A 16,931-nucleotide genomic window follows, 5' to 3' on the forward strand; every position below is an offset into this window, starting at 1 on the left:
CCCCCCCCCCCCCCCCCCCCCCCCCCCCCCCCCCCCCCCCCCCCCCCCCCCCCCCCCCCCCCCCCCCCCCCCCCCCCCCCCCGCCTGCGTTCAGGAGGCTTCGCGCCTGGGCAGGCGCCAGTTCGCCCGCGGGAAGTGGCAGGTGTAGCCGTCCGGGTAGCGCTGGAGGTAGTCCTGGTGCTCCGGCTCGGCCTCCCAGAACGGGCCGGCCGGCACCACCTCGGTCACCACCGGTCCCGGCCACAGCCCGGACGCATCGACGTCGGCAATGGTGTCCTGCGCGACGCGACGCTGCTCGTCGTCGAAGTAGAAGATGGCGGAGCGGTAGCTGAGGCCGATGTCGTTGCCCTGGCGGTCCCTCGTGCTCGGGTCGTGAATCTGGAAGAAGTACTCCAGGATCGTGCGGTAGTCGGTGACCCCGGGATCGAAGGTGATCTCGATCGACTCCGCGTGCTTTCCGTGGTCGCGATAGGTGGCGTGGGGCTTGCCGTCGTCGCCGCTGTAGCCCACCCGGGTGCCCCTCACGCCGGGCAGCGCCCGGATCAGCTCCTGCATGCCCCAGAAGCAGCCACCTGCCAGTAGTGCCTTCTCCTCGGCGTCACTCATGGCACCTCACCTTTCTGTCCGCGTCAGTCCGCGCAGGTTCCAGGCTCGCATGCCGCGAACCCGTTCCTCGCGTCACCATCTTGACAGGTGACAAATCGCATGACAAATTCATCACCAGTCAGGGCGGTGACGCAAGTCGGCAGTGCCGGCCCCGCCCCATATACCGAGAAACATGTCTGAGAGGGGTTTGTCGTGGTGAGTATCAAGGGTGGACGCAAGCGGCTGGTGACTGGGGCGGTAGCGACGGCCACAGCGGGTCTCGCGCTCGGCGCCTTCGCCCTGAGCGGCACCGCCAGCGGCGCGACCGAGGCCACCGATGCCGCCCACGCCGGCCGGCACACCAAGCCGACCATCGTCCTGGAACACGGCGCCTTCGCCGACGGCTCCAGCTGGAACGGCGTCGTCGCGGACCTACGCGCCGACGGTTACCCGGTCGTCGCCGCCGCCAACCCGCTGCGTGGCCCGGCCTCCGACGCCGCCGCCCTGCGCACGCTCCTCGACCACGTCAAGGGCCCGAAGATCCTCGTCGGGCACTCCTACGGCGGCAGCGTCATCACCCAGGCCGCCACCAATGACCCCGAGGTCAAAGCCCTGGTCTACGTCGCCGCTTTCCTGCCCGCCCCCGGTGAGAGCGCCCTGGAGCTCACCACCAAGTACCCGGGCTCCACCCTCCCCGACGCCCTCGACCCGGTCACCTACCAGCAGGCCGACGGCTCCACCGCCACCGATCTCTACATCCAGCAGGACAAGTTCCCTCACCAGTTCGCCGCCGACGTGCCCGCCCAGCAGGCCGCCCTGATGGCCGCCGAGCAGCGCCCCATCGCCCAGGCCGCCCTGGAGGAGAAGGCCACCAGCGCAGCCTGGAAGACCAAGCCCAGCTGGGACATCGTCACCACGCGCGACCTCAACATCCCAGCCACCGTCCAGCGCTTCATGGCCAAGCGCGCCCATGCGCACACCACTGAGGTCGCCGCTTCGCACTCGGTCGCCGTCTCCCACCCCCACCTGGTGGCCGACGTGATCGAGCGGGCCGCCCGCGCCACCGTCCGCTGACACTCCTCCGAGGGCGGCGGGGCTCCAGGCCCGCCGCCCTCAAGCGACGCCACGAACATCACCGGCACACCTCGCGCGTGTGCGGTCCACAGGAGAACGAACGCCATGACCTCGCACTCCGACCCCCGTGCCCTCGGTGCTTTCCTCAGGGCTCGCCGGGCGCAGCTGACACCGGATGAGTGCGGCCTGCCCGGGACGGACTCCGCACGCAGGGTCAAGGGGCTGCGCCGCGAGGAGGTCGCCCAGCTCGCCACGATCAGCGTGGACTATTACACCCGCCTCGAACAGGGCCGCGTCCGCGCCTCGGCCCCCGTCCTGGCCACCCTGGCCCGCGCTCTGCACCTCGACGACGACCAGCAGAAATACCTCTACGAGCTTGCCGGCCGAACCAACGCACGCCCGCACCGCCGCCGACCCTCCCAGCGCCTGCGCCCCGCCATGCGCCGCCTCCTGGACCAGCTCTCCCACACACCCGCCCTCGTCCTCGGCAAACGCCTGGACATCCTCGCCTGGAACCCCGCCGCCATCGCGCTGTACACCGACTTCGCCGCCATCCCGACCGACCGGCGCAACTACCTGCGCCTGATGTTCACCGACCCCGCGATCCGGGCGATGCACCAGAAATGGCAACACGACGCCCGGGACGCCGTCGCCGCCTTGCGCATGGAAGCCGCAGCCGACCCCGACGACGCGGACCTCGCCCGCCTCGTCGGCGAACTGACCGTCCAGGACGCCGACTTCCGCACCTGGTGGGCCGAACACCGCGTCAACAGCGCAACCTACGGCACCAAGCACTATCGCCATCCCCTGGTCGGCGAACTCACCCTCGACTGCGACACCTGGGCCGCCTCCGACTCCTCCGGACAACGCCTGATGATCCTGACCGCCGAAACCGACAGCCCCTCCCACGACGCCCTGCGCATCCTCACCTCCTGGACCGCGCAACCTGCGGAACCGAACCCGGCGAGGGACAGAGATCCCCAGATGCCCGGTCAGTAGGGTTCTTCGCCGGGGAAGAAAGGGAAGCCGTAGGCACTGCAACCCCTCACCGTTCGGGGAAAGGAAGTTGACCATGTTCCGCTCCGCCACCCATGGCGCCAGACCTTCCACGACCCGCGCCAGGCCGGCGCGGAGCGTCTCCACCTGGTCCGGAGCGCCCACCGCGAAGCCGAAGGCGACGTACGGAAGACCTCGGCCGGCCACCGAGTTGGGGAACGCCGGTGCACCGTCGAAGGCGCCGCCGAGCGCTCGGATCTCGACGTTCGCCAGAGTGCATCCCGACTCCGCACCGACCGCGGACAGGCCGGGAACCGTGGTGCCGACCGCGTCAGCGACGGCTGACCCGCTGCGCCGGTGCACCGGCCGCTGCCGACCGATGAGGCTCATCGTGGGTACGGCATTATTGGCCTTACCTGTCGCCTGGTTGTAGCGCTTCTTTGAGGGACATCCACGTCGTTGCGACGTTAGATGTCTCAGGCTTCACATCCGCCACTGGACTCGGTGCGGTGAGAGCCGACGCAGTGCGCAACCTGGAAGCCGTCCTGACCACCGGAGCGCGCATGCTCGCCGCCGACCCCGGCGCCAGCATCGCGAGCATCGCCGCCGAGGCAGGCGTGGACCGGCGCACCGTCTACCGCCGCTTCGCCTCCCGCGAAGACCTCCTCGCGGCCATCTACGAAGCCCGCCTCACCGCCATCGAGCACGCCCTCGAAGACGCACGCCTGCGCGAAGCGCCCGTCGCCGTCGCCCTGCACCGCTACGTCGAGAACATCATCACCGTCAACCGCACCTGGCCCGTCGACCTCACGCGCATGCTCGCCGACGACAGCGTCCACGCGCGGCGGGACGCCTCTGTCACCGAGGTCGAGGCCTTCCTGCGGCGCGCCACCGACGAAGGTCTACTGCGTCCCGGTCTCCCGGAGGGCTGGGCGAGCGCGCTGTTGCCCCAGCTCATGCACCTCGTGTCCCGGCAGCTGCCCGACCTGGGCCCCGGGCGGGCGGCGGACGTCGTCGTGGACACCCTGCTCAACGGCCTCGGGGCGCCCTGACACGCTGCTGGGGCTGAGTGAGCGTGCCGCGCGCCAGGCCCTTGGTGAGGCGGATCCTCAGCTCTTCTGCCGGTGCGAATGCGCGGGATACACACCGAGGATGCGGACCTCGGTGGAGAAGAAGCGCAGTTCATGCAGGGCGAGGGCGACACCTTCGTCGTCTGGGTGTCCCTCGATCTCGACGTAGAACCGGCTGGCGTTGAGACCGGCGCCGATCTGATAGCTCTCGATCTTGGTGAGGTTCACGCCGCTGCCGGCGAACCCGCCCAGGGCCTTGTACAGCGCGCTGGGGATGTTGCGGACGCTGAAGAACAGGCTCGTCATCGTCGGCTCCCCGGTGTACGGGGCCACGGCGGCGTCCCGGGAGAGGACGACGAACCGTGTGGTGTTGTCCGGGTCGTCCTCGACCTCGGCCCGCAGCACGTCAAGTCCGTACAGTGCGGCAGCGGCGGGCGGTGCGAGCGCCGCGTGCCGTGGATCGCCCAGTTCGGCCACCTCGCGCGCCGCTCCTGCGGTGTCGTCGCTGACGAGGGTGCGCCAGCCGCCCTCCCGCAGCAGCTTGCGGCACTGTCCCAGTGCGTGCACGTGACTGCGTACGCACTCCACCTGGTCCAGGCTCGAGCCGGGCACCCCCATCAGGTCGAAGCGGATGGCGTGGAAGTACTCGGCGACGATGAACAGCCCCGACTCCGGCAGCAGGTGGTGCACGTCGGCGACGCGTCCGGCCGCGGAGTTGTCGACCGGGATCACGGCGACGTCGGCGGCGCCGAGCGTCACGGCGTCCAGCGCCTGTTCGAAGTTCGTGCAGGCCAACTCGCCGCCCTCGGGGAAGAGGGCACGCGCGACCGTCGCCGAGTTGGATCCGGGTTCACCCTGATATGCGGCGGTTGTCACCGTGTTCAGCCTTCCTGGAGGGAGTTCCTGTCGTGTGGCAGCAGAAGCTCCGTCGCGTACCGCACCTGCTCAAGTATCGGTGAACGGGCCTCGATCAAGTTCACCGAGGGTGCCGGCCGGTGCTTCCGCCAGAGGCCGGGGCGGGTTGGTACGCCGCGTAGGCACCGGGACGCCAGAATGCGGCAGTCGTACGGCACCAGCCGGCGGAGTTGGACCGCACCACCGCGCCCGTCCTGGCGGAGGCCGAGCCCGCGCGGGCCTTCGAGACGTACGTGATCCTGCTCTCAACGGCCGAGCCACACGGCCGGGAATCGCTGCGCAGCGTCCTCGCACGTCCGGCCGCTCCGAAGACCTCCGCCGAGCATGTCACCGCTCCGGTTCGCCCGTTGGACCGGGCCGCCCAACCAGGTACCGGTGATCCCTGGACAAGGCGTGCGGCGGGACAGAGGCTCGTCGTCATGAACAACACATCGAACCTGCTCGCCGGCAAGGTCGCCTTTGTCACCGGTGCCGGACGGGGCATCGGCGCCGCCGCGGCCCGGCTGTTCGCCCGGGAAGGCGCCAGCCTCCTCCTCGCGTCCCGCACGGAGAGCGAACTCAAGGCGGTCACCGAGGAGATCCGCACGGCCGGCGGCACCGCGGACTACGTGACCTGCGATCTGGCCGACCCGCAGAGCATCCACGCCGCCGTCGACCGGGCCGTCACGCTGTACGGCCGTCTCGACCTCGCCTTCAACAACGGTGCCACGGGGCAACCGCCCGGGCCGATGGATCAGCTGTCGGAGGCCGATTTCGACCAGGTCTGCGCTGTCAACCTCAAGGGCCCGTGGCTGGCCATGAAGGCCGAGATCGCCGCGATCCGCGCCACCTCGGGCACGGGCGCGATCGTCAACAACTCCAGCGTCGGCAGCCTGGTGCCCAATCCCGCGCTGCCCGCATACGGCGCCACGAAGGCGGCGCTCAACCACATCACCGCCTCGGCCGCCGCAACGTACGGACCGGAAGGCATCCGCGTCAACGCGATCGCCCCCGGAACGACGCTTACCGAGATGATCTACGAGTGGGACGAGCGGTCGCCCGGCATCATCGACCAGCTCAACGCCCGGACCGCACTGCGTCGCGCCGCCGAACCCGACGAGATCGCCGAGGCGGCGGCCTGGCTCCTGAGCGACCGCGCCTCCTACGTCACCGGCGCCGTGCTCCGGGTCGACGGCGGCAGGCTCGCCTGAACCGTCACCAGATCGGAAAGCCGGGGTGTGCGAGCAGCCGCTCGTGCACCACCGGCGCCTTGGGAGGTGAGTCGGGAACGTGGGCCGCCGAAACATGTCAACATGCCACACCCGAAGGAACACACGCGGCCACGCAACAAGAACCTTTTCGGCCATGCCCGGTGACGAAACGCGACGGCGCCATCTAGTCTGCTGCATGAGGTGTGAGTGACACGTCACTCGGCGGTCGTGCTGTCGTACACGCAACCGCTCGACATGTGGCCGCTCGACATGTGTCCGCCGTGGGCAACGTATCCTCACCATTGCGCCTGACGTGATCCGTACGCACGGACCCGAGAGCGTTCGGGGCGGGCCGGTTCAGCGGTGAAGGGAGTGGGGGGCGGTGGAGTCGATCGGCGGGGCCATGGTCGGCCGCGAAGGCGAGCAGGAGGTGCTGTCGGCGTTCGTGGCGGCCTCCGGGGGGCAGGCCCTCGTCCTGCGCGGTGACGCGGGTGTGGGCAAGAGCGCCCTGCTCGACCACGTCGTCGAACACTCGACGGCCGAGAAACACAAGGTGATCAGGGCAGCGGGAGTCGAGGCCGAGTCGGAGCTGCCGTTCGCCGGTCTGCATCAGTTCCTGTATCCGCTGCTCACCTACATCGACCGACTGGACGATCCGCACCGAGGGGTTTTCGACGTCGTCTTCGGCAGGGGCGAGGGCACAGCCCCCTCGGTCATGACGCTCGGGATCGCCGTTCTCGACCTGCTCTCCCTCGCGGCGTCGCAGCAACCTCTCCTGCTGGTGCTCGACGACGGCCAGTGGCTCGACACCTCCAGCACCGCGGTGTGCGGTTTCGTGGGGCGCCGACTGACCGGCAGCTCGGTGAAGCTCCTCGTCGGGCTGCGCTCCGAGGTGCCCTCGGGCTTCGACACGGCCGCGCTGCCGGAGCTGCCCGTGACCACGCTGCCGGAGAAGGTCTCCGAACAACTCCTGGACATGCACCACCCCGGCCTCGATCCGCAGATCCGCCGTCTGGTTCTGGCCGAGGCCCAGGGCAACCCGTTGGCCCTGCTGGAACTGCCGCCCTATGTGCGCAGCGGCCGGGCAAGACGCAATCCCGAGGAACTGTTCGGGTACACCGGCATCCCGCTGCCCCTGCGCCTGCAGCACGTGTACGGCGCGCGCTTCCAGGCCCTCGGCGACACCGTGCGCGCTGAGCTGCTGCGCGGCGCGCTGGACGGCGTCGGAGCGGGTACGGCGGCCGACCGCACCCGGGTCACGCGCTACAGGATTCGTGACGCCGACGAGGCCGCGGCCTGCGGTCTGCTGGACATCGATCCACTCAGCGGGGACTTCGTCTTCCGGCACCCGCTCGTGCGTTCCACCGTGGTGCAGACGGCCACACCCAACGAGCGGCGCGCGGCTCACGCGGCCCTCGCCCATGTCCACCGCGACGACGTCGAGCGGCGGGCCACGCATCTCTCGGCCTCGACGGTCGACCCCGATGAGCAGGTCTCGGCCGCATTGGAGGCGGCCGCGGTCTCCGCCACCCGACGCGGCGGCGCGGTGGCCGCCATGGCGTGGCTGACGCGTGCCGCGGAGCTCAGCGAGAGCCGCGAGGAACGGTCAAGGCTGCTGGGCAGCGCTGCATACGTCGCCGGGCACGCCGGCCAGCTGGACCAGGCCCGGCAGCTGCTCCGCTCGGACTCCGGGGCCGGTAACGGCGATTCCCCGGCCTCGGTGGTCGCGTCGGGTTATGTCGCGTTCTTCGAGGACGGGGACGTGCGGTCGTCACAGCGCCAGGTCTTCGCGGCGATCGAGAGCATGCGCGACGGCGGGGTGCGGGAGCCGAACGAGGTACTCACGCGCCTGATCGACCTGCTGCTGGCCATGAACCAGTACGCGAGTGACGAGGAAGCGTGGGAGCGGACTCATGAACTCCTCGACTCGCTGGGCGACTTGGTGTCCTCGCATTCGCGCGTCTATCAGGACGCCTGGGGCGACGTGGTGCGTCGCGGCGCCGGCGTACGGGAGCGGGTGGAACACGCCTTCGCCGCTCTCTCCCGTCTGGAGCCGTGGGATGTCACCCGGCTGTGCGTCGCCGCCTACCACGTGGACACACTCAGCCAGTACCGACCGTATCTGCAGCGCACCGTGGAGCGCGAGGTGGAGACGGGGGCCCTGGCGGACGCCATGACCATGCTGCACCTGATCATGCTGGACCAGATCGGCGTCGGCGAGTGGGCCGAGGCCGAGCGCACCGGACAGCGCTGCCTGGAGCTGACGACAACGCACGGGCACACGCTGTTCGTTCTTCACACCCAGGCGTATCTGGGTCTGGTGGCCGCCATGCGAGGTCAGGTCGACCTGGCCCGGGACATGCAGGCCACCGTCGATGCCTGGGCCCGCCCGCGCGGCGTCGGCTTCCTCACCCAGATCACCGACGCCATCGGCACCACCGCCGCCCTCACCGAAGGCGACTACGAAGCCGCCTACCTCCACGCCATCGGCATCACACCCCCGGGCACCTTCACTCCCTACGCCCATCAAGCCCCCCGCACGCTCCTCGACCTCGTGGAAGCAGCCCTCCACACCGGCCGCACCGAACAAGCCCGCTCGCACGCCCTCGCGGCCCAAAACGCAGGCCTCCCCGACATCTCCCCTCGCCTCGCCCTCATCACCTACGGCGCCCTCGCCATGACCACCACCGACCCCACCCAGGCCGACACCCTCTTCCGCCACGCCCAAACCCACCCCGCCGCCCCGCACTTCCCCTACGAACACGCCCGCATCCAACTCGCCCACGGCATCCGCCAACGCCACACCCAAGGCCCCAAAGCCGCACAACACCCGCTCACCCTCGCCGCGGAGACCTTCGAACGGCTGGGCGCACAGACCTGGGCCGACCGCGCCCGGACCGAGCTTCGTGCCGCAGGTACGTCCACCTTCACCTCGTCGGCGCATCTGGCCGCACTGACCTGGCAGGAACGCCGCATCGCCGACCTCGCCGCCGGCGGCCTCACCAACAAGCAGATCGGCGAACGCATGCATCTGTCACCCCGCACGGTCAGCTCACACCTCTACCGCGTCTTCCCCAAACTCGGCATCACCTCACGCGCCGCCCTCCGCGACGCCCTGGGCAAGCTCCCTGACGACCAGAACATGTGACCGCGGCACGCCGAACCCCTACGCGGGGTAGGCGCGGAGGCCGCGCTCCTCCAGCCAGCCGAGCACGTAGTCGGCGACAAACTTCCACCCGCTGTCGATGACCAGGGAGTGCGCACGATCCGCGAACTGCTTGAGATCCGTCACGGCGGTCGAGTCGCCGTACTGTTTGTACGCCGCGCGCGTGACGGCGTCGGGCACCAGCAGGTCCTCCTGCCCGGAGATCAGCAGGAGCGGGCCGCGGTCCGCGTTGCCGACATCCACCACGGTACGCGGGCTGCGTACCGCGCCCGCGTACCCGAGGTCGGCGATCAGACGGCGGGGCGTCGGCACCACATAGCGTTCGAAGAGCCGGTCGGACTCCGCCGCCGCAACGGTGTTCGCGAAGGCATGGTGGAACTGCTCCGGAGACAGGGACACCAGCTCTTGGGAGCCGTCGGCCCGGTCCGGAGCCCACAACCGGCCCGGGGGCTCGGGCAGTTGGATGTCGTTGATCGGAGCGGATGCGATGGCCACCGCGGCCCGGCCGATGTTGGCGCCGATGAGGTGCTGCGCGATGAGGCCGCCGACCGAATGACCGACGATCACCGGCGCCGTTTCGAATGAACGCACAATTCCTGCGTAGTGGTCTGTCAGCACGTCCAGGCCCATGCCCGCGAGTCTCTCGGAGGACGTGCGCATCTCCCGGACGGCGGCCGGCTCCCCCGGCCATCCGGGCATGCGGGCGAGAAACCCCCGGCCGGCAAAGCGCTCCGCCCATGACTCCCAAGACAGCGCGTGCAGCCAGGTGCCATGGATGAAGACGACGGGAGTGCGGTTCACGGCTGGCCCCTCCGAGCATGACGATCACCCGGCTCCGGCATGCGGGCGACGGTTTCAGGATCGTTCAGGCGCAGGTCAAGGGCGACAGTCGAATGACTTAATGTTGGCCATCCGCGCGGGCGGCAGGGGCCGAGCGCCCCGGGAAGAGCCGTCCTGAAATGGACCAGGAGAGGGCGCCTGGGAGGCGCCCCGACACGGGCCGGTGCCCGTCTGGCGGACGCCCGTCACCACGACTCACCGTCGAAGTCGATGAGGTTGGGCCCACTTGGCGCAGGACGCTCGTCCTGAACTGGCCCTGACATCGAGCGTGTACTGGACGTCGTCGTCAGACAGACCATCAGGGCGGAGTTCCGGTTCGACCCGGCGGCACCCCTGGTTGTGTCGGTGGAGCTTCTCGTCGAGGGCGGCCCGCGAGCTGCCCGTGCCGCCGCTGGAGGAGTGGCTGGAGCACACCTACGAACGCGTTCCCGCCGGTCGGGAGCTCGCCGAGATCGACTGGGAGGCCACCACCACGGATCTGCTCCAGGGCCCCTGAGGAACGATCGTCGAGCGCCGACAACGCAGTGCCCGAACCTCCAGCGGCGCGCGACATACAGGGGCGGGATCATCGGACCCGGTGACCGGCCGCCCACGTGCCTCCGTGGGCGGGCGCCCTCCGGCAGCGCTTCCCGACCGTGCGTCGTCGTCGAGTCGGTTGTCCTGCCCCATCCGTGAACCTTCCACGGCTCCCGCTCCGTTGACCCAGTGAGGAACTCCTGCGGTCAGGGTTTTGATCGGCTGACCTGGCCGCAGGACGGGGCGGCCGTCAATGCTCCTCCCCCCGGAGGTGAGGGCGGCCACTCCACCCACCAGAGCCGACCGCAGCGCGGGCGCTCCTGCGTGCACTCGCAAGCCACCGGGCTGACAACAGGTGTGAGTATTCACACCAGCTTCACGATTGCACCATCTGCTCCAGCCCGGCAGAGTGATCCAACTGCCGGGCCCCGCAGGCGAGATGGCTGCGGCGGTCGCGGCAGGAGCCTACGGTCCAACCGGAAGGAAGACGTGTGAGCCCGATTTCGGTCCGGGGATTGGCGGTGGCCTCCGCCACCGCGGTCACCGCTGTCGGAAGCGTCGTCGGCATTGCCCCGGGCAGCGCCGCGCAGAACGACGACGCCGAGGCGACGCCAGCCGACGCCACACTCCTCGCGGACATACCGACGGGTCACCAAGCCCAGGTGCAGACCGCCTCCCTGACGCAACAGGCCGATGTCCAGGCCATCGCCGCCGACGCGAACGCCAGGAAGAACGCCGAGGAATCAGCCCGCAAGACCGCTGCGAAGTCGGCGTCCGAAAAGAAGCAAGCCGCCCAGCAGGCGGCGAAGGAAGCCAAGGAGCGCGCCGAAGCCAAGACAGCGGCCTCCCGGGACGCCTCCGGCTTCCCCGTCCAGAGCTCCTACACCGTCGCGCAGATCAAGGCGATGGCGGCGCAGATGGTGCCGAGCGGCCAGCTCCAGTGTTTCAGCAACATCGTGAACCACGAGTCCAGCTGGAACTACCGGGCGGTCAACGCCTCCACCGGCGCCTACGGCCTCGTCCAGTCCCTGCCCGGCTCCAAGATGTCCTCCGCCGGCGCCGACTGGCGGACCAACCCGGCCACCCAGATCAAGTGGGGCCTCAGCTACATGAACAGCACCTACGACAGCCCGTGCGGCGCCTGGTCGTTCTGGCTGGCCAACCACTGGTACTGAGACCCCGCCCGAACCACCACACGTACCTTGGCACCACACATGGTTTCGGCTGTTCACGTCATGGCCTGGTCGCCCCGGTCACCAGGTAGGTGATGCGGTTAGGGTCGACGGAAGACAGGTGTCGCGGCCGGGAGGGCAAGGCATGAGCGGGATACCGGGAGACACCGGGCCGGCGGAGGACGCGGCACTGACACGGGCCGCGCAGGCGGGCGACGTATCGGCGCTCGCCCAGCTCCTGGAGCGGCACCGGCCCAGAATGCGTGCCGTGGCGCTCAGCGTGCTGGGGCCGGGCCCGGACGTGGACGACGTCATGCAGGAAGCGGCGCTGGTGGCGCTGCGCCGGATCGTGGACGTACGCGATCCGGAAGCCGTGGGGCCATGGCTGCGCATGGTTGTACGCAACAGCTGCCGGACACTGCTGCGCGCGGCACAACGTGTCGAGCCCATGGAGTCGGTGCCACTGCCGTCGGACGGCGGCACGCCCGAGCAGATCCTGCAGACCCATGCACTGCGGGACTGGATCTGGGAGGCCGTCGAGGCGTTGTCCCCGACCCTGCGCCTGCCGCTCGTCCTGCGCTACTTCTCCACCGGGATCACCTCGTACCAGCAGATAGCCGAAGCCTGCTCGATTCCCGTCAGCACCGTGCGCAGTCGGCTCAGCCAGGCGCGCAGCGCCCTCGCGCATACCCTCACCGCCACCGCGGCAACGGCGCACGAGGACGTGATACGCCGTACCGAAGCCAGTTGGCAGGAGGTCCGCGAGACCCTCGCGGCCGCCGAGCGCGGCGAGTTCGACAAGGTGGTCAGGGACCGCTACTCCGCTGAGGTCTCGCTGCTGACCGGAGGCCGTCGGCTGGGCGGAGCGGACCTCCTGCTGGCGGGGATGGACTGGGATCTTACGGCGGGAGTGCGCCAGCGCCCCTTGCACGTGGTGGCCGGCCGGTCCCTGGTCATCTGGGAGATGGAGTTGGTCAACCCGCCCGACGACCCGGACCACTGCCCGCCCGGTGTCGCCTGGATCATGTCGCTGGACGGCGGGCGTTTCAACCGGGTCTCCCTCCACCACGCATCGCGCCCTGAGTCCGTGCCGGCTCCAGTCGCGGCCTGAGTCCTGGCTCGGGCACATCGCCCCGGCGACATGACCCAGATCACATCCCGGCGATAAAACTTCTCGGATTCCGGAGCGTCTTGTCGGTGTCACTGACACCTGCGGACCTTTCGGAGACCCTGATGAACACATCCACCGCACACACCGACCCCCTCTCCCCCGGCACCCACTCCCATCAGAGGGGCGGAATCGTTCAGCGATACCACGTCCACGGCTCGGCCCGGTGTGCGTGGCGCACTCCGGCGGACCCGGCATCTTCTGGGACTACCTGCGCATGCCCGCCCTCGAAGAACACCTGACGATGGTCTACGTCGAACCGGTCGGCACCGCCGAGGACAGCCGTCTCCCCTCGCACCCCCATGGCTACACCCGGGAGAGGTACAGCCGCTTTCTGCAAGTACTGATCAACCAGCTCGGCGTGTCCAAGGTGCACCTCCTGGGGCATTCGCACGGCGCGTTCGTGGCCGCCCACCACGCCCTGCACCGTCCCGAGCAGGTGGCGGGTGTCGTGCTGTACGAAGGCGCGCCCGTCACCGGTCCCGAACACGGCGAGGAGGCGGGCCGCCTGGTGGAGGCCTTCGCCGCGAAGCACGCCGGCCACCCCGGACTCCCCGATGTCCTGTCCGCCTTCGGCGCGATGTCCGCCATCTCCGGCGACGAGCAGACCGTGGCGGTCGCCCGCGGTGTACTGCCGTCGTACTTCGCCGACTACTGGGGCAACGAGGAGCGACTGGCCCCGATCCGGAACGCGATCCGGGCCACGTACATCTCGGGCCTGGACGAGAACTTCGTACCTGATGTCATCGACGATCGCGCCGCCCTGAAGGGGCTGGAGGTACCGGCTCTGGTCGTCGTGGGCCGGCACGACGTGATCTGCGGGCCACGCTGGGCGCTCGAACTCGACGAGCTGATCCCCGACTCGCAGCTGCTGATCCTTGAGAACAGCGGCCACATGGGGCACATCGAGGAGCCCGAGCTGTTCGCCGGCGCGGTCCGTGACTTCGTCCTGCGGACCAGCGCCGCGCAGGAGGGCGCCCTGTAGCCGGCCGGAGGCCTCACGACGTGCGTCGGCCCACTTCGCCGACGCACGTCAACCTCAGGACCGCCGGCCCGCAGCCAAGGCGAGCCAGAAGTCCCCTCCTTGAGGAGAAGGGGAGTCAAAGCACGAAACCCACCCCACGACATGTGGGATGGGTTTCGTTTCGAGCGCCGGGCAGGCCTTGCACCTGCATCTTCCCGCAGGAAGCGGGACATCTTTCCTTAGACGACCAACGCAGCACCAGACGCCGTGAGTTCCGGCGACCAGCTCAAGATCAAGCATAGCGCACTCCCCGCACGCGCCTGGGACACCCCAGCGCCACCCACGTTTCAGTGATCGTGCAGGCTGGTTGCATGGCCAGCCGCGTAGAGAAGTATCTTGACCATCTTGATCGCCTTTCCGGGGGCAGGGAGCCGCAGTTCTTCCCCGTCGAGTCGACCAAACAGGGTCTGCGTGGCGTGACGGAGATCGTGTACGACGACCTGCCGGACGGGCTCCTCACGGCGCTCACCTACGGCTTGTCACTGGCTGAGCACCCGGACTGGCAGCACGGCTCACCGGAACTCTGTCTCAGCGTGAGTTCCACCAACGTCATCTGGGCCCATGCGGTGGGCCACCTTGCCGAGCAGCTCCGTGGCACCTGCCCCTTCGACTACGGCAGCACCATCAACTTCGGCGAACGCATCGTTGCGGAGTCGGAGATGACGGCGTTCTGCGTTTTCGCGCCGCTCCTCCTCGACAGAAAGGACTGCCTCGGCATCGACGTCGGTGTTCCGGGACACGAAGGGCACTACTCGATCAATATCCAGGGGATCTACCCCATCCATGAGGTGGAGCGGCAGTTCATCAACGAGCGTGGGCTTGAAGCCTTTTGGAAGAGCGACTGGGAGCCCACTGACGTGTTGCGCCGCCCCGCAGTCTGACCTGACGAGCACGGCTGCCCTGGTGCCCATCGGTAGCCTTTGTCCTCATGACGCGTGCTTGGATCTTGCCGGTGCTGTTGATGCTCTCCGGCTCTGTCGTTGCGACTGGGCTGACATTCAGCGGAGCCCCCGGTACAGCCGCCGTATTCCTGCTGGTGTTTGCGCTGCTCGCGGGCGTGAACTCGCCTCTGGTCTTCCCGAAGTCGATCGGTGCGCTGGAGGCACAACGCCGCAGCGCGGTCGACGGCAAGCCGGTCGTGTTCTGGCGGCCGGGCTGCACGTACTGCCTTCGACTGCGCATCCGATTGGGGCGTAGCGTCAGCCAGTTGCACTGGGTCGACATCTGGCGCGACCCGGCTGGAGCGGCAGCAGTGAGGGCGGCCAACGACGGTGATGAGACCGTGCCGACCGTAGTTGTGGCGGGCGATCCGCACACCAACCCCGATCCTGCGTGGGTGCGCGAGCAGCTCTCCCGCATCACGTGATCGGGTGTGGTGGTCCGTCGTACGCGGCGGACGGACACTGAGGAACCAGGTCAGAAGATGCGGGCGCGTGTGTGCTGCGTGAGGTTGGCGAGGGTGTCGCGCAGCCATGGGCTGCGGACGGCGGGCAGCCGGGCCAGGGTGTGCTGGAAGGTCCTTGGGTCGGCTTGGAACAGCCGATGGGGGCTCGGTGCGGGCGGGTCGTCGCGGAGGACGCCGTCCGGCATGGTGCCGGATGCGGGGATGGGCAAGTGCGGTGTGGGGAAGGCCAGCCACAGCCATACCCCGAAGGGCAGCGGCACCAAGTACGCCGAGGTGGCCGCACCGGGCGGGGCCCAGACTTTCCCCGTATGCGGATGGGTCGGCACGAGGAGGATGCCGGCGTGCGTGTCGGGAGCGGGGCGTTCCGGTCCGGCCAGGACGGCGCGCCGCGCCACCGGACCCGCGGGCAGCAGGGTGTCGAGGGCGCGTTGGAACACATCCTCGGTCAGGCCGGCCGGCACGGTCACCGGCCCGCCTTGCGAGGCCGCCAGCAGGTGGGCGAGCGCCTGACCGGCTGCCGCCTCCCACTGCGGGCTCCATGACCAGAAGTGGCCCGTCCCCAGCAGGCCGCCCCATGTTGCGATCGGCTCGAACGGCGGCGTGCTCTTCCCCGTGGCCGTCAGCTCCGTCCACGAAAGCGGTGTGGCCGCGGCGTCGTCGACTGGCAGGCGGTGCACGGCGTTGGGGGCGAGCCACACCGCCTGCCAGAGCGAGCAGTCGTCGATCCTGCTCGCCACGGGCAGGCCGCACGCCTCGCAGGCCAGGTTGGGGCCGTCGGCCCCGTCTAGGCCGCAGCAGTAGCCGCCGCACTTGTCCGGGATCAGTCGGGTGCCGCGGGTGTCTCCGGGGGCGACGACGATCGCGCCGGGCTCGCCGTCGGACAGGGCGTAGAGCGGCGCGTAGATGCCGCGGGCCGCCGCCTCGTCGGGATCGACCTTCTCCCACGTCCGCCAGGGCGGCCCCCAGGGCTCCGGCTCCACCGCGAACGTGCCCGGCTCCATGAGTACCGGGAGCTGAATCCCGTTCCCGTACTTCTGATGGGCGTGGACCGGCAGGGCGACCCGGGACAGCGGGGTGGTCAGCTCGGCGTCGCACCCGGCACACACGAAGACGAACAAATGTCCTCCGCTGGGGAAAGGGACATCGTTGCAGTTCGCCGGCGCCCGGCCAACATGTTTTCTCTCCGTCGCGAGGCGCCACCATGGCATGGAGCATCAGTTTCAGTGCGAAGACCGGTGCAGGAACTTCAGCGCGAGCCGTGCAGGCCGTCACCTTCGCCGCCAGTGAGCGGCTCACTCCGGATGCGCCACTGCTTCCTTCTGCAGTTGCACCGCTGCCAACAGGCTCAGCTTCGGCTCCGCCTGTCGTAGTGCCTTCACCGCCGCGATGGAGGCGATGTCTCCGTTGAAACCGGTGGCGGCCAGTCGCGAATGGACCCAGCGGGCGCGCAGTTGGGTTTCGGTGGCGGCGGCGGTGGACTCGGCGACCGCGACAGCGCGTTCCAGGCCTGGGCGCTCCTCGGGCGACGCCTCGGCGAGTGCCTGACGCAGGGCTATCGCGACCGTGTCGGTGTCCCGGATGACCAGAACGACGTTGTGCTTCTTGTTCAGTCCTGAAAGAGCTGCCATACGGATCACCGTGACGGTCATGCTCTCTGCCTGGCAAGGGACTTGAGGGTTCTCAGAGGCTCAGCCGGCCGGCCCGGGGACGGGTTCAGTCGACGCGGACGAGGTGTCCGCCGCCCTGCCCCGGTACCGACGCCCCGGACGGACCGGACGCGACCGGCGGACCGGGCATCCCGGCAGCCGGA

Annotated in this window: 15 protein-coding genes; 10 read left to right on the forward strand and 5 right to left on the reverse strand. The window is 69.4% G+C overall.

Translation table 11 applies throughout. The features are described 5' to 3' along the window. Positions 1-90: 90 nt before the first annotated feature. Entirely contained in the window at positions 91-606 is a 516-nt protein-coding gene (gene msrA / locus ACN6LB_RS44035; protein ID WP_356146004.1) for a peptide-methionine (S)-S-oxide reductase MsrA, read from the reverse strand. Between the two features lie 192 nt (positions 607-798). On the opposite strand from msrA, the gene ACN6LB_RS44040 reads away from it, so the two are divergent. The 3 genes from ACN6LB_RS44040 (at position 799) to ACN6LB_RS44050 (ending at position 3,707) form a co-directional block, all read left to right on the forward strand. Continuing rightward, positions 799-1,659, forward strand: a complete 861-nt coding sequence (locus ACN6LB_RS44040) for an alpha/beta fold hydrolase (RefSeq protein WP_445030821.1) — start codon at positions 799-801, stop codon at positions 1,657-1,659. Positions 1,660-1,764: 105 nt separating this feature from the next. Beyond that, positions 1,765-2,658 (forward strand): helix-turn-helix domain-containing protein, encoded by an 894-nt coding sequence (locus ACN6LB_RS44045; RefSeq protein WP_445030822.1) that lies wholly within the window; start codon positions 1,765-1,767, stop codon positions 2,656-2,658. Between the two features lie 560 nt (positions 2,659-3,218). After that, on the forward strand, positions 3,219-3,707 hold the full coding sequence (locus tag ACN6LB_RS44050) for a TetR/AcrR family transcriptional regulator (protein WP_445030832.1): 489 nt from the start codon (positions 3,219-3,221) through the stop codon (positions 3,705-3,707). A 57-nt stretch (positions 3,708-3,764) separates the two neighbouring features. Here the strand turns inward: ACN6LB_RS44050 and ACN6LB_RS44055 are convergent, their stop codons facing one another. Continuing rightward, positions 3,765-4,601 carry a prephenate dehydratase gene (locus ACN6LB_RS44055; protein WP_445030823.1) on the reverse strand — a complete coding sequence of 279 codons (837 nt, stop codon included), beginning with the start codon at positions 4,599-4,601 and terminating at the stop codon, positions 3,765-3,767. A gap of 458 nt (positions 4,602-5,059) precedes the next feature. Here ACN6LB_RS44055 and ACN6LB_RS44060 point away from each other — a divergent pair, with 458 nt between their 5' ends. Both ACN6LB_RS44060 and ACN6LB_RS44065 read left to right on the forward strand, forming a co-directional pair. Next, positions 5,060-5,830: an SDR family NAD(P)-dependent oxidoreductase gene (locus ACN6LB_RS44060; RefSeq protein ID WP_445030833.1), complete on the forward strand. Its 771-nt coding sequence runs from the start codon at positions 5,060-5,062 to the stop codon at positions 5,828-5,830. 403 nt (positions 5,831-6,233) lie between these two features. Continuing rightward, the gene (locus ACN6LB_RS44065) at positions 6,234-8,978 is read left to right on the forward strand and encodes a helix-turn-helix transcriptional regulator (protein ID WP_445030834.1); all 2,745 of its coding nucleotides are present in this window, start codon (positions 6,234-6,236) and stop codon (positions 8,976-8,978) included. 18 nt (positions 8,979-8,996) lie between these two features. Here the strand turns inward: ACN6LB_RS44065 and ACN6LB_RS44070 are convergent, their stop codons facing one another. Then, complete coding sequence (locus ACN6LB_RS44070; RefSeq protein WP_445030824.1) at positions 8,997-9,797, reverse strand: alpha/beta hydrolase; 801 nt, start codon at positions 9,795-9,797, stop codon at positions 8,997-8,999. A 1,046-nt stretch (positions 9,798-10,843) separates the two neighbouring features. Here ACN6LB_RS44070 and ACN6LB_RS44075 point away from each other — a divergent pair. From ACN6LB_RS44075 to ACN6LB_RS44095, 5 genes are all read left to right on the forward strand, one after another. Next, positions 10,844-11,527: an aggregation-promoting factor C-terminal-like domain-containing protein gene (locus tag ACN6LB_RS44075; protein WP_445030825.1), complete on the forward strand. Its 684-nt coding sequence runs from the start codon at positions 10,844-10,846 to the stop codon at positions 11,525-11,527. A gap of 142 nt (positions 11,528-11,669) precedes the next feature. Next, a complete protein-coding gene (locus tag ACN6LB_RS44080; protein ID WP_445030826.1) occupies positions 11,670-12,635 on the forward strand; it encodes an RNA polymerase sigma factor in 966 nt (321 codons plus the stop codon). Between the two features lie 229 nt (positions 12,636-12,864). Beyond that, positions 12,865-13,677 carry an alpha/beta fold hydrolase gene (locus ACN6LB_RS44085; protein ID WP_445030827.1) on the forward strand — a complete coding sequence of 271 codons (813 nt, stop codon included), beginning with the start codon at positions 12,865-12,867 and terminating at the stop codon, positions 13,675-13,677. Positions 13,678-14,027: 350 nt separating this feature from the next. Then, positions 14,028-14,597, forward strand: a complete 570-nt coding sequence (locus ACN6LB_RS44090) for a suppressor of fused domain protein (RefSeq protein ID WP_445030828.1) — start codon at positions 14,028-14,030, stop codon at positions 14,595-14,597. A 47-nt stretch (positions 14,598-14,644) separates the two neighbouring features. After that, complete coding sequence (locus ACN6LB_RS44095) at positions 14,645-15,082, forward strand: glutaredoxin domain-containing protein (RefSeq protein WP_445030829.1); 438 nt, start codon at positions 14,645-14,647, stop codon at positions 15,080-15,082. 50 nt (positions 15,083-15,132) lie between these two features. Here the strand turns inward: ACN6LB_RS44095 and ACN6LB_RS44100 are convergent, their stop codons facing one another. Both ACN6LB_RS44100 and ACN6LB_RS44105 read right to left on the reverse strand, forming a co-directional pair. Continuing rightward, on the reverse strand, positions 15,133-16,239 hold the full coding sequence (locus tag ACN6LB_RS44100; RefSeq protein ID WP_445030830.1) for a hypothetical protein: 1,107 nt from the start codon (positions 16,237-16,239) through the stop codon (positions 15,133-15,135). 174 nt (positions 16,240-16,413) lie between these two features. After that, positions 16,414-16,770 (reverse strand): hypothetical protein, encoded by a 357-nt coding sequence (locus tag ACN6LB_RS44105; protein ID WP_445030831.1) that lies wholly within the window; start codon positions 16,768-16,770, stop codon positions 16,414-16,416. Between the last annotated feature and the right edge of the window lie 161 nt (positions 16,771-16,931).

The sequence above is a fragment of the Streptomyces sp. SAS_270 genome (genome assembly GCF_052543295.1).

Coding starts and splice junctions, on each gene's coding strand:
- ACN6LB_RS44090 (WP_445030828.1), top strand. CDS start 14,028: ATGGCCAGCCGCGTAGAGAAGTATCTTGACCATCTTGATCGCCTTTCC.
- ACN6LB_RS44065 (WP_445030834.1), top strand. CDS start 6,234: ATGGTCGGCCGCGAAGGCGAGCAGGAGGTGCTGTCGGCGTTCGTGGCG.
- ACN6LB_RS44105 (WP_445030831.1), bottom strand. CDS start 16,770: ATGACCGTCACGGTGATCCGTATGGCAGCTCTTTCAGGACTGAACAAG.
- msrA (WP_356146004.1), bottom strand. CDS start 606: ATGAGTGACGCCGAGGAGAAGGCACTACTGGCAGGTGGCTGCTTCTGG.
- ACN6LB_RS44050 (WP_445030832.1), top strand. CDS start 3,219: ATGCTCGCCGCCGACCCCGGCGCCAGCATCGCGAGCATCGCCGCCGAG.
- ACN6LB_RS44060 (WP_445030833.1), top strand. CDS start 5,060: ATGAACAACACATCGAACCTGCTCGCCGGCAAGGTCGCCTTTGTCACC.
- ACN6LB_RS44080 (WP_445030826.1), top strand. CDS start 11,670: ATGAGCGGGATACCGGGAGACACCGGGCCGGCGGAGGACGCGGCACTG.
- ACN6LB_RS44095 (WP_445030829.1), top strand. CDS start 14,645: ATGACGCGTGCTTGGATCTTGCCGGTGCTGTTGATGCTCTCCGGCTCT.
- ACN6LB_RS44045 (WP_445030822.1), top strand. CDS start 1,765: ATGACCTCGCACTCCGACCCCCGTGCCCTCGGTGCTTTCCTCAGGGCT.